Source organism: Sphingobacterium detergens, from assembly GCF_003610355.1.
Taxonomy (GTDB): domain Bacteria; phylum Bacteroidota; class Bacteroidia; order Sphingobacteriales; family Sphingobacteriaceae; genus Sphingobacterium; species Sphingobacterium detergens.
Genome location: NZ_RAPY01000001.1, coordinates 1,429,786 through 1,449,842, shown reverse-complemented (window position 1 = coordinate 1,449,842; position 20,057 = coordinate 1,429,786). Strand labels below are relative to the sequence as shown.

The following is a 20,057-nucleotide window of genomic DNA, read 5'->3' as shown; positions in this document are numbered from 1 at the left end:
AAGCCAACAATTTAGGATGATCATTGTTGTTTAAATTAGCGTAATTCAATGATATTTCCTTATTGGTTATGTGTTAAACAATGTTTTTATTAACTTCACAGGCATAATAGACCAGAAATAACGAACAGCAGTATATGGCAAACCAAAATTTCCCTGAAAATGAATGGCGAAGGATTGAGAAATTAAAATCCTATGAGTTAATGGGCTTAGGGAAAGACCCTGAATTGGATGTATTTGCGCAGGCGGCTTGCCTGATTACAGATTGCCCCGCCGCTTTGATTGCCATGATGGAAGAGCAAACGCAACGCATACAAAGTTGTGTAGGCATGGAACTGGATACGGTCGAAAGAAAAAATACGGTTTGCCAATATACGATCCTAAGCAAGGAGCTGCTTGTCATTGAGGATACCTTTGAAGATCCGCGCTCATCCTCCAACCCACTGATTCGGGAAGGCAATATTCGTTTTTATGCGGGAGTACCACTGATGGATGAGGATGGCGATGTGTTGGGAACCATTTGTGTGATAGATTTTCAACCAAAGTCACTTTCTGACAAGCAGCGACACTTATTGGAAGAGTTGGGAAAAGGAGTGACTAAGATTCTCCTTGGAAAGAAAAGAAAGCGACAGGCTGGATATTTCTCCGAGATCTTCCAATTGACAAATAATGTCATTTGTGTATTAGATGAAAGCGGTCACATCCAGGATGTTAATCCCGCCTTTACCAGCGTATTAGGGATCTCAAGATCAGATAGTATGGGGAAGTCCCTGCTTAGTTTATTGCAGGATGATACAAACACATTGGCCGACGATTTAAGACAGATCGTGGATGCGGATTATGGGATTCAATCCACATCATCGACACCTGTAGCGGATGGGAGTGAGGTCATAATTGAATGGCATTTTAAATACGATGCCATCAATCATGAAATTCTAGCCTTTGGCCGAAATGTCACAAAGGAGCGACAGGAAAAACTGAAGCTGGAAAATTCGGAGCGTCGTTTCCGTAGTTTTTTTGAAAATGCGATTGGCTTGATGAGCATGCATGATATGGAGGGTAATATTCTCGCTGTCAATGAAAAAGGACGGGCGGTGCTGAAATATGAACAGCAGGAAGTCAAATCGCTTAACCTAAAGAAATTGGTCCCACCACATCATGTGGGATTGGTGGAAGAATACCTAAAACGCATCGCGCTAAATAAAGAGGATTCTGCCATGATGGTCCTGCAAACAAAGGATGGTGAAAATATTTCCTGGCTTTATCATAATATGGTCGAAGAGGATGAAGAAGGCAAACCCTATGTAGTCAGTACAGCATTGAATATGACGGATCGTATGCGTTTGGAGAACGATCTACTGCATACCAAACAGATCCTCGAACAGACCAATGCTGTCGCTCAGGTCGGTGGATGGGAAGTAAACCTCGCAGAAAATAAAGTTTATTGGTCCGACTCAACAAAATTGATTCACGGTGTTGATCCAAATTTTACGCCGGATTTTGAGCATGCCATTGGTTTTTATGAGCCCGAAAGCCAAATAGCGCTACGACATATATTCGAAGAATCGATCCGTAGCAGAAAACCTTATGATACCGAATTGCGCCTGTTAAAACAGAATGGAGAAACAATCTGGGTTAGGGTGAAAGGGATTCCTGAATTTGAAAATGATGTCTGTAAACGGGTATTTGGTATTATCCAGGATATTGATAAGAGTAAATCCCTGTATCTCGAATTGGAACGTAAAGAATCCATGTTACGTGCCTTTGTAAATTATGTGCCTGCATCGGTAGCGATGTTTGACCGAGATTTTAATTATGTATCGCTGAGCAATCAATGGATTGAAGACTTTCATAAAGATGAAAGTCAATTACTTAATAAGAACCTGTTTGAACTTTTTCCGGATATTCCGGACCAACGGAAAAAAATCTATCAGGATGCATTGGAGGGAATCCCCTATAAGAATATAGATGAGGTGATTCAGGTCGGCGGAATAGCCGAGCCGCAGCACTTCAACTGGGAAGTACGGCCATGGCATCTAACCGATGGCAGCATCGGTGGGATTATTATTTTCACGCAAAATATCACGGAATCTGTCCAAATAAATGAGGAATTAAAACATGCAAAAAAAATGGCGGATTTGGCAAGTAAAGCCAAATCGGAATTCTTAGCCAATATGAGTCACGAAATCCGGACACCACTAAATGGTGTGATCGGGTTCTCAGATTTATTATTGAAAACTCCGCTGAATGATACGCAAATGCAATATTTGGGCTATATTAATGAATCTGGGAACAGTTTATTAAATATCATCAACGACATTCTGGACTTTTCGAAGATTGAGTCTGGAAAACTGGAACTGTTTGTCGATAAATATAATGTATACGATATCGCAAATCAGGTGATCAATGTGGTATTATACCAAGCTCAGCGAAAAGAAGTTGAATTGCTTTTGAATATCGAGCAAGGATTACCTGCTTTTATATGGGTTGACGAAGCCCGTATTAAACAAGTCCTTATTAATTTACTGGGCAATGCGGTTAAGTTTACCGAAAAAGGGGAGATCGAGTTTAAAATAAGTCGGCTTCATCATGATAGCGACAAGTTAAGCCTACGTTTTGAAGTGCGCGATACAGGAATCGGAATTCCTGAGGAAAAACAGCAACGTATTTTTGATGCTTTTACGCAGGAGGACAGTTCTGTCAGCAAACGGTACGGTGGAACCGGGCTTGGACTGACCATCTCCAATAATTTGTTAAAATATATGGGGAGCAAGTTGAATTTGACCAGCCAACTGGGAAAAGGATCGACGTTCTACTTTGATATTGAGGTCTCCTGCGAAGTGATGGAGCAGGAAGATGGCGACCTACCCTTAAATAGGGTTCTTGTGGTGGATGATAATGCCAACAATCGGGTCATCCTGCAACACATGCTGGCTTATAAACAGGTTGAGTCTGTATTGGCGGAAAATGGTATGGAGGCATTGCAATTGCTGATGAAAGGAGAGCGCTTCGATGTGATCTTGATGGATTATCATATGCCTATTTTATCGGGGCTTGAAACCATTGAAAAGATTAAGGAACTGTTTCGGCAACAAGGAGAGGGGATTCCGTTGATTGTATTACATACATCTTCTGAGGAGCACGAAGTAATTTCAGCGTTTAGACAGGAAGAACGCTCGTTTTGCCTACTGAAGCCAATTAAATCGGATGAACTGTATCAAACCTTGCGCAGGGCTATCCAGCAAAATAAAGAAGAGGCAGGACAGGCAAAAGTAAATCTATCCCTACCTACGGATGTCTATGGTAAAGGAATTCAGGTTTTGTTGGCAGATGATAATGCGGTCAACATGGCATTGAATTTAAGAATGATGGCCAGTATTATGCCGGATGCAATTTTGACAGAGGTATCAAATGGAGCCGAGGCAATTCGAGCATGTGCGGAGGTGAATTTTGATCTTATCTTGCTGGATGTGCAAATGCCGGAAGTTGATGGTATCGAAGCCACAAAACAGATCCGTCAGATGAAACAATACCAGGATACGCCTATTATCGGTATCACTGCCGGGAATGTTTCGGGCGAAAAAGAACGCTGTTTAGCTGCTGGAATGTCTGACTTTTTAGCTAAACCTATTCGGCAACAGGATTTGTTTAATGCCTTGCAACAAGCAATGTTATCGTTGGATTCCGCTCAACAATTGGAGATTGAGGCTGCAGATTTGGCAACGCATTTTGACCTGCAGCGTCTGCATGAACAGACAGGTGATGATCCTGCATTTTTGTCTTTTTTTCTTGACTTGGTCATCAAAGAAATTACAGCATCGAGGGCACAGATTGCGGAAGCAAAAAGAGAAAACGATCTAAAGCGTATCAAGGAGCTATTACATAAATTGAAGGGGACCTCTTCAACCGCTGGACTCATTAAACTTGCCCAATTAACAAAAGAATTGGAAGCTAGTATTTCCCTTGATACCGATTTTTCAAAAGAATTTGCTGCTATTGAGGAGGAAATGGAAATCGGACTGAATTTGATTGCAAAAATTTTAAATAAATAGGAGTATGTTGATTTTAATTGCCGAAGACGACGAGTTAATTTTGCGCACCGTAGAACACAAATTAGTAAAAGAAGGACACGAAGTTGTTTTGACCAGAAATGGTCAGGAAGCGATCGAAAAGATTGGAGAATCGGATTTTGATCTGGTTGTCACCGATATTATGATGCCATTTGCGTCGGGGATTGAAATTCTTTCCGCGATAAAACGTATTGGAAAGAAGATACCGGTCATTGTGCTGTCAAGCATGGGGCAAGAGGAAGTGGTTGTAGAGGCCTTTGACCTTGGGGCATCGGATTTTATGGTTAAACCATTCAGTCCAAACGAGCTTATCCTGAGAATAAAACGCTTAACAAACAAATAGACTTAGATCATGTCCCAGCATATCGTCCTACATGAGCTTATCCTAGCAATAATCGCCGTTCTAGTTCTAGTGCTATTGCTGATTATTGCCGTGCTGGGCTACAGTTTTTACAGTTATAGGATCTTACATAATCGACATTCCTGGAGACAGATTATTGAGTATAAAATTATGGAGACGATTGTGGGAACGGATAAGAATACTGAACGGGATCAGGAATTTGGCAAATATCTCAAGGAACCCTCATTTCGTGCACTTTTTTTGGATGTATTGGTTGCTTCGGACCGGAAATTTTCCGGTGGGGCAAAAAAAGCCATCCATAGCCTGTTTTATGAATTCAAATTGGAAGACGAGGCCTGGCGAAAGCTAAGGCAAAGAAAAGCCTATCTCGTGGCCGGTGGTATACAGGAATTGGCTGCAATGAATGTTGAAGCGGCAATTCCGGAGATAAAGGCTAAGTTGAATGATGACCGTACGGCGGTTTATCAGGAAGCACAGTACGCCATGGTAAGTTTTCAGGGCTATGAAGGTCTGGGATTTTTGGAGCATCTTGATAAACCGTTATCAGACTGGCAGCAATTGCGACTCCTGTACTCTATTCATCATATACCTGAACTTTCTGATGTACAGGTTTACAGTTGGTTAAAGAGTACAAATGATGCTGTCGTTATTTTTACTTTGCGCCTGATCCGAAAATTTAGATTGATGGCAATGTATACAGCGGTCTATGACTTACTTGATCATTCAGCCATATCTGTTCGTGTGCAGGCTATACGGACGATGCAAGCCATAGAAAACCATACGACGATCAGCCAGTTTATGACCTGCTTCGATCAACAGCCCATTGAAGTGCAGCTTGAAATTCTTAAATCGATGAGAGTAGCCCGGAGCAGGGAAAGTGAAGACTTTTTGAAGGAACAATTGTGGAATCATGCTGCGGTATCCGTTAAAATCTCTGCGGCTGAAGTGCTTGTCGTTCTAGGGGAAGATCAATATTTACGCGAAATTTCGCAAAGAACAGATACTTACGACCAACTCATACAGATTATTAAACACGCTTTGCAAGAGAAAAAATGTTAGAATTTTCCCATATTGTATATGAAATTGTAGTTTGGCTGTTTTTACTTTATTCTGCCGCCGTATTTATTATCTATACGTGGATTGGACTATATGCTTATGGAGCAGTCTTTCGTTATAAACATAAAAATGCATTTACCGATTATAGTATTATTGCTACTAATCCCAATGCACCCACCTTCAGCCTGATTGCTCCAGCCTACAATGAGGGAATGACTATCATTGAGAATGTACGCTCTTTATTGTCCCTGTATTACCATAATTTGGAAATTATCATTGTGAATGATGGCAGTAAGGATGATTCGATGCAGAAATTGATTGCAGCTTATGAACTTGAGTCCACTTCTTTTTTTGTTCAGGGAAATATTGAAACTAAGGAAGTTCGGGGAATCTATAAAAGTAAAAATCCAGCCTTTAAAAAACTCATTGTTGTCGATAAAGAGAATGGCGGTAAAGCGGACGCACTCAATGTTGGTGTTAACATTTCTGCTGGTGATTATATCGTCTGTATCGACGTGGACTGTATTCTGGAACAGGATGCGATCTTAAAATTGGCGAAACCTTTTTTGGAACAAACAGAGAAGCGCGTTATCGCTTGTGGTGGCGTAATACGTTTGGCCAATAATTGCAATGTGATCAATGGATCCGTGACGGACGTAAATCTTCCAAAGTCCTGGCTGGGGCGCACGCAGGCCCTGGAATATATTCGTGCCTTTATTTTGGGGCGAATGGCTTGGTCCAGGGCTTCTGGATTGATTTTGATTTCTGGTGCTTTTGGTGCTTTTGATCGTCAGATCGTTCTGGCTTGTGGTGGTTATGACAGAAATACGGTGGGTGAGGATATGGAGCTCGTGGTACGTATGCGGCGTTATATGGAAGAGCAAAAGCAAGCCTATGAAGTTGTTAATATTCCGGATCCCTTGTGTTGGACAGAAGTGCCGGAGTCAAAAGAGGTCCTGCGCAAACAGCGTAACCGTTGGATGAGAGGCACCATGGAGACCCTATGGAAACATCGAAAACTGATGTTTAATCCCAAATACGGTCGTTTTGGTATGATCAGTATGCCTTACTGGTTTTTCTTTGAGTTTTTGGGACCTCTCGTCGAATTTACAGGTTACATTGTCTTTGTGATCTTTTTTATTCTAGGAATCATCAACTGGCCTTTCTTCTTTGCCTTATTTGCGCTGGTCATGGCTTCTGGAATTCTCTATTCAATCTATGCCATCTTGGTTGATCTTGTCAGCCACCAGGTTTATACAAAAAAACGGGATCTCTCGACTTTGCTTACAACCGTCATTCTTGAACCTTTATATTTTCATCCCATTGTTGTCAAAGCCGGTGTGCAGGGGGTAGTAGATTACTTTCGTAAGCAACATGGTTGGGGCGAAATGACAAGACAGGGTTTTCAACAAAAGGAGTCGAATGAGTCCGTTTGGAAATACTTGGGTAAGCGATTAAATTTAGCATTGCAGGGAATCGGTCCGGTCATGGCTGTTTTCTTTGTGTTGTACATGTTGTCCATCGGAGTAGAATGGTGGTGGTATGGCCGACGTTTTGTCCAGCTTGCAGATGTAGGTGCAGGGAAATACCTGCTTGGAGACAATCTGCTCTTTGCCTTTCAGGTGCTAGGGTGTGTGGGACTAGGGTATGTATTGCTTCAGTTTCTCAGTAGCTTTTGGTCGAAGTTTCTGCTGGTCGTATCATTATCAGCAATCGTTGTCATTCAATTTATTCTGTTTCTGTATTTTGCGGAATCGCGAAATCTGCTTGGCGCAGATCTATTTTATTACAGTTCCGAGGAGATGAAACAGATTTTGGAAGCCAGTGGCATGCTGAGTTTTACGAATATCGCTTTACTTTTATTACTGATTGTGATCGCTTGGGTTCCGCTTTGGATAGCCAATAAGCAGACTTTTAAAAAGGCTTATGTGGGGATCGCTTTCTTGTCAATAGGCCTTGTGTCTTGCTTTATTTCTTCGGCTTCAATCTTGGGAAGCGCATCAGCAAAAGATGAATTTGTGGCCAATGCAAGTCGAAGTAAGTGGCGTTATTTTTTTGATTCCAATCTATCCAATTATGTGGCGGAGCATCCCGGAATGTTGGCTGCACTCGGTCAAGATGATGCGGATCCGAAGGAACTGGATAGTAAATTTCCTTTTCTGAAAACTGAAGATACCAAGGATTTCCTGGGAGCCTATTTAAACAAGACAACGAAGGCACCGAATTTGGTCATTCTTGTTATTGAAGGTTTGGGGCATGCCTATAGTTCGGAAAATGGTTATATCGGCAACTTTACGCCATTTATAGGTGCGTTGAAAAAACAATCCTTGTATTGGGATAATAATATGAGCTCCTCGGGAAGGACATTTTCGGTATTGCCTACATTAACTGGCTCATTGCCTTTCGCCATGCATGGTTTCCTTGAGCAGGATACCTTACCGGATAACTTTAATCTGTTCAACATTCTAAAGCATAACGGGTTTAATACAGGATTTTTCTATGGTGGTCATTCTAATTTCGATTTCATGAAAAAATTCATGGACTATAACAAAATTGATAGACTCATTGACCAGGAGGCTTTTGGTCCACCCTATAAGAAGTTACCGGAAAAAGGAGGTGAAAGTTGGGGGTATGAAGATCAGGCCGTATTTAGCAAATTGCTTGAAGTACAGAAAGTGCAGGAGAATCCCTATTTTCATGTCCTGCTGACGCTATCGACACACAATCCTTTTTTAATTAATAATGCAGCCCATTATGAGCAGTTATTTGATCAGCGAATCGCATCTATGGAGCTGTCTCCAACGCAAAAAAAGTGGGCCCTGGAAAACCGCACGCAGCTTGTTTCAGTTTTAAATTTGGACGATGCGATGGCACAGTTTTTTAAGGAATATAAAAAAAGGCCGGATTTTGCGAATACCATTTTTATTATCACGGGAGACCATGCCATGCCGGAGATACCTTTACAGAGTAAAATAGACCGTTATCATGTGCCACTATTGATTTATTCGTCCCTGCTAAAAGAAGCAAAGACCTTTCACAATTTTGTGAGCCATTTTGACATTGCTCCTTCGGTACTGGCTTATTATCGAGAAAATTTTGCCCTAAAAACCCCAACTCAAGTGACCTGGATTGGTCAGGGCCTTGATAAAGGCGCATCAGCAAAAGGAGAGGGGATCGCCATGATGCAGAGCAAGAATCAATTGATTGACTTTGTGCGCGGTAATTATCACCTTTCTGAGGGCCAATTATATCAACTGGATGGCACACTCAATGAAGATGTGGCCCCGGATAATGCAAAAGAAGAATTGTCCAAGCGCTTTGAATTGTTTAAGCGCAAGAACAAATTGTTTTATACTCAAAAAAGATTGTTGCCAGACAGTGTTTACAACAATTATTTTGGTCCCTTGAAGAAAGACTAAAATTTGCGGATATAACCTAGGATGATATCCAATTGATTTCCTTTTTCTTTTGGTCGGAATTCTTGGTTATAATAGGTGCCCGAGATCGAGAATAGGTTGCTTTGTTTAACCGAAAAATTGTACTCAGCACCTACTTTAAAGGTCTTTAACTTGTATGGAGCGTTATCCAATAGATTATTCCGGTTTTCCTCGGGACTCAAACCTGTTCCGGCACTAAATCCGAAGTAATCGTTTGCACCTTTCGTATAGTAACGCACTGTGCCAGTATAAGATTGGGAAATATTCTTCTCGCCGGGTGTGAGGTATGTTCTGAGATTAAACCAGAAGTTTTGGTAATACTTTCCGACGGAAGCTGTATACATCCAAATATTGTCACTGAAATAAAGTTGTCGGTATCCGATTTCCCCTTCAAAACTATGGGGTAAGTTGGCGTATAAGGAGACACCTGTACGGTATTTGGCAAATATGCCTACATTATTGGAGTAAGCTGCTCCAACATAGAGGTAAAATATTTTGGATAGACGTGGATAAGCTTCCATTTCAAACTGTACACCGTTCTCCGCAAACTTATTTGCATAATTTGTTCTAAAGATCACAGATCCAATCGGAGTAGCACGTTTATAGCTTAAGCCAACGATATGCCAGTTATTGTCAAACTGTTTGTCAAAATAGACGAAATTATAGGTTAAACCAATGGCGTTTTTAGCAGTATATTCTTCAATGTTTTTGGCCAAAGACCGTGCTTCCGCATTTTTGGGATCTATTTTTAGGAGTTGATGCACTGCATTTTCGGCGACCTCGTAGTGATTGGCGCTATAGTTGATCTTGGCTTTCAACAACAGGAGGTCCTGTGATTGCGGGTGAAAACCCAGCCCTTTGTCGGTCAGCAGGCTAGCTTTCTCAGCCTGGTCATTCCAGTACTCCAGCGCTGCATAAGCTAAAAAGAAGTCTTCATCTTTTGTGTTTTTCTTATCTAGCTCATGAAAGAGCGTCCGGGCTGAATCAATCTTGTCTGACCAGGTATAAAGACGCCCCAGAAAGATGCTGATGTCGGTATACTCTGGTGCCTGTACAAGCGCCTGTTTCGATAATTGGATGGCTTGTGGATAGTCTTTTGAATCAAAAGCGACCTTACGTGCTTTGGCAAAGAGATCATCAGCGGTGATTTTTGTCTCTTGGGCAATTGAAAATAAAGGTAATAATGCGAGTGATAGTAATGGATAGATTACTTTTTTCATTCCAGATTGTATAGTTGACATTTAGCTTGCTAATATATAAACTAAAATTAGAAAATATTGTTTGCCAATGCTTGTTTTAAATGAATTTTAAGAAGAAGCTCTCCGCAGATAGGAGAGCTCGTTAAGTTATATCTTAAAAAGAAAGCTTCGTAAAGCGCCAGTGATAGGTGTCGACAAGAGTCAATTGATTACAGTCTACGGGCAGTCCGGCAGCCATTTTGAGTACCTGCATAGCCATCATACTCCCTATTATCCCCGGTAATGGACCCAGTACACCATTTTTATCACAATTGGGTACTTGTTCAGGAGAGGGTGCTGTTGGGAACAGGTCCAAGAGGTGCTTGCTTCCTTGATAATTAAATACGGCCAATTGCCCCTCGAATCCATATATACTTCCATAGACTAAAGGCTTGTTCAGCCTGACGCAGGTTTCATTGAGCAGATAACGCGTCTTGAAGTTGTCACAGCAATCTACAATGATGTCATAGGGGGCTAAGACTTCTGTTGCATTGTCAGCCTCGAGCTTCAGCTGTATCGGTTGAAAGTCAATGGTACTATTATGTTGGTTGATGTAATCGGCTGCACTTTTTGTTTTGCTGACATGTAGCTGATTTTCACTATGGATCACTTGTCTATTTAAATTATGTAGTTCTACCTGGTCGAAGTCAACTAAAGCAATACGACCGATGCCAGCTGCGGCTAGATATTGTAATACAGGGCTTCCCAATCCACCAGCACCCACAATAAGTACCTTGGAATTCATGATTTTTCGTTGCCCCACAACACCGATTTCCTCGATAAAAATCTGTCGGCTATACCGTTCGAAAATAAGATCCTCTTTCATCTATCTAACGTACTAACCCTGAGTAATTGCTTTCCCAATCTTTCATCACCGGGTCATATCCCATTTTCCGGATTTGATTTTTTATGGTTTCCATATCCCGTTCGTCACTGACCTCAAATTGCTCCAGGGCTTGTGGATCTACCACATAGCCACCGGGGTTTGTTTTGGAGGCTGCACTCATTGTTGTCACCCCGATAGGAATGATATGATCCCTGAAGCTTTCATTTTCCCGGGTGGAAATTGAGATTTCCAGATTTTCGTTCCATAAGCGGTAAGCACAGATCAATTGGAGCAGGTGCTTGTCCGAGAGGTGGAAATTGGGTGCTACAGAGCCTTCGGCTGGTCGCAGCCTTGGAAAGGAAATTGAATACCGGGTCTGCCAATACTGTTTTTGCAAATAACTGATGTGGGTAGCCGTAAAGAAGCTATCTACACGCCAATCCTCCAATCCGAGTAATACCCCCAATCCAATTTTATGAATGCCGGCCCGCCCAATGCGGTCGGGGGTATCCAGACGATAATCAAAATTGGATTTCTTCCCTTTCGGGTGGTATTTCTTATATACTTCCCGATGATAAGTTTCTTGATAGACTAAAATAGCATATACCCCTGCAGCCTGTAATAATTGATACTCTTCCTGTTCCAAGGGTTGGACTTCGATCGATATTTGAGAGAAATGAGGTTTCAGCAGCTCAATTGCATTTAAGAAATAATTGATTTCCACCGTTTTGTTTGCTTCCCCACTGACCAGCAATACATGGTTGACACCCATGGATTTGAGTGCCATCGCTTCCAGTAATAATTCGGTGTTGTTCAGTGTTTTTCGTCTAATCTTATTGTCCATGCTAAACCCACAGTAGGTACAGATATTCTGACATTCATTGCTGAGATACAGTGGCGCATAAAGCTGGATGGTCTTGCCAAATCGTCGCTGCGTGATCTGTTGTGCTTTAAGTGCCATCTGCTCCAGATAAGGTGTTGCAGCGGGAGAAATAAGTGCCATGAAATCGTTGCGTGTCAAATTCGCCCGGTTTAATGCATGATGCACATCTTGATCCGAAGCGCCATAGATCTTTGTTTGGACTTCTTCCCAGCTGTATTGGTCAAGTATCTCTTTAAAATCATTCATGGCGCTATATTAATCGAATAAAAATGAGGTTAACGGACTTGAGCTGACCGCTCGGGAACTGATAGGGCCCAAACCAGCTTCATAAGCTTTACGTCCTGCAATGACGGCCTCTTTAAAGGCTTCTGCCATGTACAGCGGATTATTGGAAACGGCAATTGCAGTATTGACCAATACGGCATCAGCACCGATTTCCATGGCCTTAGCGGCGTCGGAAGGGGCGCCAATTCCAGCGTCAACAACTACCGGTACATTGCTTTCTTCGATAATGATCTCCAGGAAGTCCAATGTACGGAGTCCTTTGTTGCTACCAATGGGCGCCCCCAAAGGCATAACAACAGCTGTCCCGGCATTTTCCAGTCGTTTGCAGAGCACAGGATCTGCATGGATATAGGGCATGACAACAAAACCCAATTTTGCCAGTGCTTCTGTTGCCCGTAATGTTTCAATCGGGTCAGGTAAGAGGTAGCGCGGATCAGGATGGATTTCCAATTTGACCCAGTTTGTTTCAAGAGCCTCTCGGGCAAGTTGGGCTGCCAAAACGGCTTCTTCTGCTGTTCTTGCTCCCGAAGTATTGGGAAGCAAATCTATTGTCGTTAGATCAATTGCGGCGATTAATTCGTCATGTGCCGCAAGCTGATCAATCCGCTTGAGTGCAACGGTAACCAGTTGCGAACCAGAAGCCTGAATGGCCGCACTCATTTCGTTCAGATTGCCAAATTTGCCTGTCCCCATAAATAATCTGGACGCAAAGCTGCGATCGGCTATTTGTAATGTGCTCATGGTAAAAGATTTTTAATGGATGAAATAATGTTTGGTGTCTGGGTCACTAGTCCAGATACAGCTATACCATAAACTCCTGTCTGCAACAGATTTTGAATGTCTTCAAGACTGCTGATCCCGCCGATGGCGAAAATCGGAACAGGCGGGAGTCCCTGCTGACTGATTTGGTTGATGATATTTTCATATCCCGCTAGGCCTAATAATGGGCTGAGCTTTTGTTTTGTATCGGTATGTCTATAGGGGCCGAGTCCGATGTAATCACATTGTTCTGCTATTCGACCTTGCACATCTTCCAGGCTATTTGCTGTCCCGCCAATAATTTTGGATGGCCCCAATAGCCGACGTGCATCGGCGATGCCACAATCCGTTAGTCCGAGATGTACACCATCGACATCCAGTTCCTTGGCAAGCTTCACATGGTCATTGATGATGCATTTGGCTCCGAATTGTTCACAGATCTGTTTTATCTGCTGTGCAAGCCGAATGAAATCTTGCTCGTCAGCTTGTTTCCACCTTATTTGGATCCAGTTGGCGCCAGCATCCAATGCCTTTAGGATGTTGTTCTTCTGTTCTGCCCGTGTCAGTCCCTGCGAGATATACTGTAGTCTTTCGAGCATAGTTGTTGTTTGCATGTAATAAAATGTTGAATAGGGTTGGGGGCTTGCCATAAAGCGCCAAGTAAAGCGATTCCATCTGCTCCAGCTTCTGTTGAAAGCAGACAGTTCTCAGCTTTTATCCCACCCAGACCGATTAAATGAACATCAAAATTGGAACGGAACTGTAATTGATCCAGGACAGCATTGTGCTGCCCATAGCCTGCTTTGGAAATGCTTGGAAATAATGGACTTAAAAAGGCATAATTCCAGCATTTGTCCAGCGTATTGAACTGATTGATATGATGGACTGATGTCGAGCAGATACAGTTGGTCAGCTGCGGATCAAAAAAGCCGTTTCGCCGATGATGTTCATTTAAATGAATTCTGTTAATATGAAGTGCATTTGACAGCTGCGGATGAGAATGCAGAACCAGTCTATCGTGATATGTAGCATCTATTGATGCTACATATCGCTGCATTTGTTCATCTGAAAAATGATATTTTCGCAAGTGCAAAAGATCAAGTCCCTGTTCAAACAGTGCATGTATGGTCTGAAGTTCTGAAGCGAATTCTTCCGCTGCTGTCAACGCAATGATCATAAATAGATTTCCTTTCCTTGGGCGATAAATTCCTGTGATTTTTCAAGCATACCCTGCGCTGCGCTATCCCTGATTTCCTGTGTAATTTTCATGGAGCAGAATTTTGGGCCACACATCGAGCAGAAATGTGCTACTTTGGCAGCGTCTGCAGGTAAAGTTTCGTCGTGGTATTCACGTGCAGTGTCGGGATCCAATGACAAGTTGAACTGATCCTCCCATCGGAATTCAAATCTCGCCTTACTCAGGGCGTTGTCGCGATACTGTGCTCCAGGATGTCCTTTGGCTAGGTCTGCAGCATGCGCAGCCAGTTTGTAGGTGATGACACCATCTTTCACATCTTTTTTATTGGGCAGTCCGAGGTGTTCTTTTGGTGTTACATAACAGAGCATAGCACAGCCATACCAACCGATCATTGCCGCACCAATGGCAGAAGTAATGTGATCATAACCCGGAGCAATGTCGGTTGTCAGCGGACCGAGGGTATAAAATGGAGCCTCGTCACAACATTCCAGCTGTTTTTCCATGTTCTCTTTGATAAGCTGCATCGGAACGTGGCCTGGTCCTTCGATCATCACCTGTACATCATGCTGCCAGGCAATCTTAGTTAACTCACCTAAAGTTTCCAGCTCTGCAAATTGTGCCGCGTCATTGGCATCGGCAATCGCACCGGGGCGCAACCCATCACCAAGCGAAAAAGCAACATCATACTGTTTCATGATCTGACAGATCTCTTCAAAATGGGTATAAAGGAAGTTTTCCTGATGATGGAAAAGACACCATTTCGCCATAATGGATCCACCTCTTGACACGATCCCTGTCACCCGTTGTGCTGTTAAATGGATATAACGTAAAAGAACCCCTGCATGTATTGTGAAGTAGGACACACCCTGTTCGGCCTGCTCGATCAGTGTATCCCGAAATATTTCCCAGGTGAGATCTTCGGCAACACCTTTGACCTTTTCCAGCGCTTGATAGATGGGGACTGTACCTATTGGAACAGGTGAGTTACGGATAATCCATTCGCGGGTTTCATGGATATTCTTGCCCGTAGACAGGTCCATGATCGTGTCAGCACCCCAGCGGCAGGCCCAAACAGCCTTTTCAACCTCTTCTTCGATGCTTGAACTCACTGCACTATTACCGATATTGGCATTGATCTTTACCAGAAAATTACGACCGATGATCATCGGTTCACTTTCCGGATGATTGATATTATTGGGGATAATTGCCCTACCAGCGGCGATCTCCTCACGGACAAACTCTGGCGTAATATATTTTCCGACAGTTCGCGCACCGAAATTTTCGCCCGGATGCTGATGATCCATGCCTGGTGTGCTATCAGCAAGCTGCTCTATTCGTTGGTTTTCACGAATGGCAACATACTCCATCTCTGGTGTAATGATACCCTTTCTGGCATAATGTAATTGCGTCACATTTTTACCCAGTGCAGCAACTTTAGGTTTATGGCTGTAAGCAAACCGAAGTTCGTCCAATGTGGTATCTGCGAGACGTTTTTGACCATATTGCGAACTGATGCCTTCAAGCTGTATGACATCCTCGCGGTCCAGAATCCACTGATCACGAAGACGGGGAAGTCCTTTACGTATGTCAATCTCTTGTGTTCCATCTGTATAGGGGCCAGAAGTGTCATAAATACTGATGGGCGGATTGACTTCAATCTGTCCATTGCTCAATTTTGTCGGACTCAATGAAATCTGACGCATGGCCACCTGGATAGGGAAGAGTGTGCCGGGAACAAAGATTTTGGTCGAATTTGGAAAAGGGGTTTGTGTGATTTTTTCTGCTGTCATGTTAATGGGGAATTAGGTATATTGAATTGAATCTGCTCCATACGATATTATCCGCCTTGTGTAGCGGTTATGAGTAGGATATGATCATTGGGTTGTAAAATTGTTGTGGTCCAGCTGTCTTTGGGAACAACGCAGTTGTTGAGGGCCACGGCAATACCTTGGGTTTTACCGGATAATTCCGTCTGTAAAAGTTCGGCTAAAGAGCCCGGCGCGGGGTCGAAAAATCGGATTTGATGATTGATTGTTAGTTCCATTCCTTTTATTTTTTTGGTAAAACTTTAGGAATGGCCACAACAAGATACAGTAATGTATCTGGAAGATAGCTTACTTTTCCCTACGCCAGTATGATCTGGATCAGGTTATAAGGGTAAAATCTCAGCCCGCATATGCAGACACCCCTAAAGTCGAGACTAATATAGGATTATTTTGATGAATAATCCAAAACATTGCTATTAATTTTCATCGGCAGGATAACAGGACAGTACAGTTTAATTATCTTGATAATAATTGATATATTCGTTTTTGAATCAACTAAAACAATTTAACACTTTTTGTATTCCTGTTGAATGTGTGCATTGTCACCCGAGATATAACCTAAATGCTATGCTAGGAAATGCAAAAAGCTGAACGAAGTATAAACTAAACATGCGGAAAATTTTACTGACGACGATGCTGTGTGTAAGCTCGATGCTGTATGCACAAAAACAAAAAGAATGTCTGCCAATTGAATTGAACTGCGAGCATCTTGTGAATCCGCTGGGTGTGGATAAATCAAATCCGCGCTTAAGCTGGCGACTGGCCGATAAGCGACAGGGAGCGAAGCAATCTGCTTATCAAATCTTGGTAAGCAGTGATTCACTTGCATTGGTGAAAAATAAAGCTAATAGCTGGAATAGCGGAAAGCAACAGAGTTCGACTATGTTGATTCACTATAACGGTACTGGCTTGAAACGGCAGACAAAGTACTATTGGAAAGTGCTTGTCTGGGACAAAAATGCGAGTGAAAGCACCTCTTCCATCGCCTCATTTGAGACTGGTATGATGGGGATGGAGAACTGGAAAGGGAAATGGATCAGTGATAATCAGGATATTCACGAGCAGGCGGCGCCGTATTTCAGAAGAGTATTTAAAACGATCAAGCCGATTAAGTCTGCCCGTGCCTATATTGCTGTGGCGGGACTTTACGAACTTTCAATAAATGGCAAAAAAATAGGTGACCACCGTCTGGATCCAATGTATACCCGATTTGATAGACGTACACTATATGTGGTGGAGGACGTAACCCGTCAGATCCAGCAGGGAAACAATGCCGTTGCTGTCGTATTGGGGAATGGTTGGTATAATCATCAACCATTAGCGGTATGGAATTTTGATAAAGCACCTTGGCGTAATCGTCCCACATTTTGCTTGAACCTGCGCATTGTCTACCAGGATGGCAGCGAGGAGACGTTAACTACAGACCAACAATGGAAGACGGCGGCGGGACCTATCCGTTATAATAATATCTACACCGGCGAACATTATGATGCCCGTCTGGAGATGCCGGGATGGGATACTCCAAAGTTTGATGATTCACAGTGGCATGCCATTCAGTATCGGAACCCACCCTCTACTAATATTGTTTCCCAACAGATGGTGCCCATCCGCCTGGTTCGATCGTATTCGCCGAAATCAATGAAAAAGATGGATGAGAAAACCTACATCTTTGATATGGGACAGAATATGGCCGGTGTGACAAAGATAAAGATTGGTGGTAAGGCAGGGACGGTGATCAAAATCAAGCATGGCGAACGATTGCAGGCAAATGGACGCTTGGATCTGTCCAATATTGATGTATATTATCGTGGGAATAAAGAACTGGAACCCTTTCAAACCGACATCTTGACGTTGAGTGGTAGGAAAGAGGATGAATTTATGGCGAAATTTGGCTATAAAGGCTTTCGTTATGTCGAAGTGAGCAGCAGTGATCCGATTGTATTGGATGAATCGGCTATTACGGCTTATTTCATGCATAGCGATGTACGTCCAATTGGCCAGCTGAAAACCTCATCCCCCTTAATAAACGGTTTATGGGAAGCAACCAATAATGCCTACCTGTCCAACTTAATGGGCTATCCCACAGATTGTCCGCAACGGGAGAAAAATGGCTGGACTGGTGATGGTCATCTCGCAATCGAAACAGCCTATTATAATTTTGACGGCATCACTGTCTATGAGAAGTGGATGGCGGATCATCGGGACGAACAGCAGGAAACCGGTGTGTTGCCTGATATCATACCAACAGGAGGTTGGGGCTATGGCACAGCAAATGGCTTGGACTGGACAAGCACCATTGCCATTATTCCTTGGCAAACTTATTTGTTTTACGGCGATGCCAGCTTGCTAGCTGAGTGTTATGACAATATTAAACGTTATGTGGATTACGTGGATGGAATCAGTCCCAATGGCTTGACAACCTTCGGTCGGGGGGATTGGGTACCGGTCAAATCGCAATCTAATCTCGAGCTTACCTCATCTGTTTATTTTTATGTTGACGCAACAATTTTGGCCTCCGCCGCAAAAATGTTTGGAAAAACTGCTGATCAGCAGAAATACGAAATGCTGGGCAAGAAGATCAAAGATGCCATCAATGCGAAGTTTTTGGATCGTTCAAAAGGGATCTATAGCACGGGGACGCAGACAGAGTTGAGTGTGCCCTTATATTGGGGCGTGGTACCGGAAGCGATGAAAGCCAAAGTTGCAGCCAATTTAAATAGCAGGGTAGAAGAGACCAATTTTCACTTAGATGTTGGCGTATTGGGGGCAAAAGCACTTTTGAATGCGCTCAAAGATAACGGCTATGGGGAGACAGCCTATAAAGTTGCGGTACAGGATACCTATCCCTCCTGGGGCTGGTGGATCGTCAATGGGGCGACCACATTACTGGAAAACTGGGATTTGAAAGCAACCAGAGATATTTCTGATAACCACATGATGTTTGGTGAGATCGGTGGCTGGTTTTTTAAATCCATTGGCGGTATCTTGCCAGATCCAACACGGGCAGGCTTCAAACATGTCTTGTTAAAGCCTATTTTCCCGAAGGAACTCAAGGAGTCTTCGATTTCTTATCAGTCTCCCTATGGCAATATCCTGTCCAGTTGGAAAGTAAAGGGAAACAAGGTTGAATATACCGTGGAGATACCGGCAAATGCCACGGCAACGTTTTATCCGCCTGAGAATATCCGCAATAGCAACGCAGTCCAATTGGAAGCAGGGAAATATCAAATGGATCTGGAATTGAAATAAAATGATTAAGTTATCGGCTTTTGACGAGCTGAAATCTTCTGACCAACTTCATACCAACTTCTGCATTTCATCGGGAGTTCATCGGGATTTCATCGGATTCTCTGGCTATTTTTCCCGATAAAATCCCGAAGACAACCCGAAGCGAATTGCTGCAACGGTGGAAGTTGGTATGAAGAAAAGTGGACTTAAGGAAGAAGAATATACAAACTTACGATTGTACTTACGGGAATGGTTAAATTATCATAGCCATCTTTGCTCAGTGCTTCAGCGAGTGTAGCCATCAGCGCAATTGCTGTTATTATGGTGAGTTCCTGAATGCCGAGACTCGAATCATGCGTGTATTTCCAGATTAAAAAACTGACAATAATAGCACTGATAAAGAAAACAATAGATCCTAACACAGTTTTTTTTGCGCCTAAGATTATATAAGGCCCCAATGGCCATTTTTTGCCAGATAATGCGGCCATAGGATCACAGATCGCTAAGGTAGCCAAAGGTAGATAATAGAAAATGTAGCGATCATCCAGATAGGCCTGAGTGACAAAACAAAGATAGACTGCGGCGGGATAGGCTAGACTACCTGCGGATTTCCGGTCAATTGCATGAATAGATCGCAATAAATTAAATTTTAGGGATAAGACCAAAATCACGGCAAATAATCCACAAAGCAATAATACGGACCAATGGCTTGCAAGTAAAATAGGGAATAACAGTGAAATAATGCCCGTACCAATATGCACGAGTTTTCTTGTAAATTCTACCCTCATCTTAAAGCGATGGTATACTATTTCAGAAAGGGCAAATAGCAGCAAAAAGATCATTGCCAATAGGAGCATATTTGATAAGTCGTTTTTCATCTGTATAAATTATTT

The 20,057-nt window shown here is 42.8% G+C and carries 14 protein-coding genes and 1 riboswitch; of the genes, 5 read left to right on the top strand and 9 right to left on the bottom strand.

The window, feature by feature from the left end:
* Positions 1–134 precede the first annotated feature (134 nt).
* From DFQ12_RS06320 to DFQ12_RS06305, 4 genes are read left to right on the top strand one after another with little or no spacing between them, the layout of a single operon-like run.
* Positions 135–4,049: a response regulator gene (locus DFQ12_RS06320; RefSeq protein ID WP_120258121.1), complete on the top strand. Its 3,915-nt coding sequence runs from the start codon at positions 135–137 to the stop codon at positions 4,047–4,049.
* 4 nt (positions 4,050–4,053) lie between these two features.
* Positions 4,054–4,410, top strand: coding sequence for a response regulator transcription factor (locus DFQ12_RS06315; protein ID WP_120258120.1), 357 nt, complete (start codon positions 4,054–4,056; stop codon positions 4,408–4,410).
* A gap of 9 nt (positions 4,411–4,419) precedes the next feature.
* Positions 4,420–5,487: a hypothetical protein gene (locus DFQ12_RS06310; RefSeq protein ID WP_147420341.1), complete on the top strand. Its 1,068-nt coding sequence runs from the start codon at positions 4,420–4,422 to the stop codon at positions 5,485–5,487.
* Positions 5,481–8,903: a sulfatase-like hydrolase/transferase gene (locus DFQ12_RS06305; protein WP_120258118.1), complete on the top strand. Its 3,423-nt coding sequence runs from the start codon at positions 5,481–5,483 to the stop codon at positions 8,901–8,903. The genes DFQ12_RS06310 and DFQ12_RS06305 overlap by 7 nt, the downstream gene beginning before the upstream one ends.
* On the opposite strand, the gene DFQ12_RS06300 is transcribed toward DFQ12_RS06305, so the two are convergent.
* From DFQ12_RS06300 to thiS, 8 genes are all read right to left on the bottom strand, one after another.
* Positions 8,900–10,141 (bottom strand): YaiO family outer membrane beta-barrel protein, encoded by a 1,242-nt coding sequence (locus DFQ12_RS06300; protein WP_120259252.1) that lies wholly within the window; start codon positions 10,139–10,141, stop codon positions 8,900–8,902. The genes DFQ12_RS06305 and DFQ12_RS06300 overlap by 4 nt on opposite strands.
* A gap of 133 nt (positions 10,142–10,274) precedes the next feature.
* Complete coding sequence (locus DFQ12_RS06295; RefSeq protein WP_120258117.1) at positions 10,275–10,985, bottom strand: HesA/MoeB/ThiF family protein; 711 nt, start codon at positions 10,983–10,985, stop codon at positions 10,275–10,277.
* Between the two features lie 4 nt (positions 10,986–10,989).
* Positions 10,990–12,114, bottom strand: a complete 1,125-nt coding sequence (gene thiH / locus DFQ12_RS06290; protein WP_120258116.1) for a 2-iminoacetate synthase ThiH — start codon at positions 12,112–12,114, stop codon at positions 10,990–10,992.
* Between the two features lie 9 nt (positions 12,115–12,123).
* Positions 12,124–12,894 carry a thiazole synthase gene (locus DFQ12_RS06285; protein ID WP_120258115.1) on the bottom strand — a complete coding sequence of 257 codons (771 nt, stop codon included), beginning with the start codon at positions 12,892–12,894 and terminating at the stop codon, positions 12,124–12,126.
* Positions 12,891–13,526, bottom strand: a complete 636-nt coding sequence (gene thiE, locus DFQ12_RS06280; protein ID WP_244211686.1) for a thiamine phosphate synthase — start codon at positions 13,524–13,526, stop codon at positions 12,891–12,893. Before thiE ends, DFQ12_RS06285 begins: the two co-directional genes overlap by 4 nt.
* Complete coding sequence (locus tag DFQ12_RS06275; RefSeq protein WP_120258113.1) at positions 13,475–14,089, bottom strand: thiamine phosphate synthase; 615 nt, start codon at positions 14,087–14,089, stop codon at positions 13,475–13,477. The genes thiE and DFQ12_RS06275 overlap by 52 nt, the downstream gene beginning before the upstream one ends.
* A complete protein-coding gene (gene thiC, locus DFQ12_RS06270) occupies positions 14,086–15,900 on the bottom strand; it encodes a phosphomethylpyrimidine synthase ThiC (protein WP_120258112.1) in 1,815 nt (604 codons plus the stop codon). The genes DFQ12_RS06275 and thiC overlap by 4 nt, the downstream gene beginning before the upstream one ends.
* A 47-nt stretch (positions 15,901–15,947) precedes the next feature.
* Positions 15,948–16,154, bottom strand: a complete 207-nt coding sequence (gene thiS / locus DFQ12_RS06265) for a sulfur carrier protein ThiS (protein WP_120258111.1) — start codon at positions 16,152–16,154, stop codon at positions 15,948–15,950.
* A gap of 60 nt (positions 16,155–16,214) precedes the next feature.
* Positions 16,215–16,310: riboswitch (TPP riboswitch) on the bottom strand.
* 235 nt (positions 16,311–16,545) lie between these two features.
* Between thiS and DFQ12_RS06260 the strand changes: the two genes are divergently transcribed.
* Positions 16,546–19,185 (top strand): alpha-L-rhamnosidase, encoded by a 2,640-nt coding sequence (locus tag DFQ12_RS06260; protein WP_120258110.1) that lies wholly within the window; start codon positions 16,546–16,548, stop codon positions 19,183–19,185.
* Between the two features lie 185 nt (positions 19,186–19,370).
* On the opposite strand, the gene DFQ12_RS06255 is transcribed toward DFQ12_RS06260, so the two are convergent.
* Positions 19,371–20,042, bottom strand: coding sequence for a diacylglycerol/polyprenol kinase family protein (locus tag DFQ12_RS06255; protein ID WP_120258109.1), 672 nt, complete (start codon positions 20,040–20,042; stop codon positions 19,371–19,373).
* Positions 20,043–20,057: the final 15 nt, after the last annotated feature.

Bases quoted from the DNA above. Each gene is read 5' to 3' on its own strand.
- DFQ12_RS06255 (WP_120258109.1), bottom strand. From the start codon at position 20,042: ATGAAAAACGACTTATCAAATATGCTCCTATTGGCAATGATCTTTTTG.
- DFQ12_RS06295 (WP_120258117.1), bottom strand. From the start codon at position 10,985: ATGAAAGAGGATCTTATTTTCGAACGGTATAGCCGACAGATTTTTATC.
- DFQ12_RS06285 (WP_120258115.1), bottom strand. From the start codon at position 12,894: ATGAGCACATTACAAATAGCCGATCGCAGCTTTGCGTCCAGATTATTT.
- thiE (WP_244211686.1), bottom strand. From the start codon at position 13,526: ATGCAAACAACAACTATGCTCGAAAGACTACAGTATATCTCGCAGGGA.
- thiC (WP_120258112.1), bottom strand. From the start codon at position 15,900: ATGACAGCAGAAAAAATCACACAAACCCCTTTTCCAAATTCGACCAAA.
- DFQ12_RS06320 (WP_120258121.1), top strand. From the start codon at position 135: ATGGCAAACCAAAATTTCCCTGAAAATGAATGGCGAAGGATTGAGAAA.
- DFQ12_RS06300 (WP_120259252.1), bottom strand. From the start codon at position 10,141: ATGAAAAAAGTAATCTATCCATTACTATCACTCGCATTATTACCTTTA.
- DFQ12_RS06310 (WP_147420341.1), top strand. From the start codon at position 4,420: ATGTCCCAGCATATCGTCCTACATGAGCTTATCCTAGCAATAATCGCC.
- DFQ12_RS06260 (WP_120258110.1), top strand. From the start codon at position 16,546: ATGCGGAAAATTTTACTGACGACGATGCTGTGTGTAAGCTCGATGCTG.
- thiH (WP_120258116.1), bottom strand. From the start codon at position 12,114: ATGAATGATTTTAAAGAGATACTTGACCAATACAGCTGGGAAGAAGTC.
- DFQ12_RS06315 (WP_120258120.1), top strand. From the start codon at position 4,054: ATGTTGATTTTAATTGCCGAAGACGACGAGTTAATTTTGCGCACCGTA.
- DFQ12_RS06275 (WP_120258113.1), bottom strand. From the start codon at position 14,089: ATGATCATTGCGTTGACAGCAGCGGAAGAATTCGCTTCAGAACTTCAG.
- DFQ12_RS06305 (WP_120258118.1), top strand. From the start codon at position 5,481: ATGTTAGAATTTTCCCATATTGTATATGAAATTGTAGTTTGGCTGTTT.
- thiS (WP_120258111.1), bottom strand. From the start codon at position 16,154: ATGGAACTAACAATCAATCATCAAATCCGATTTTTCGACCCCGCGCCG.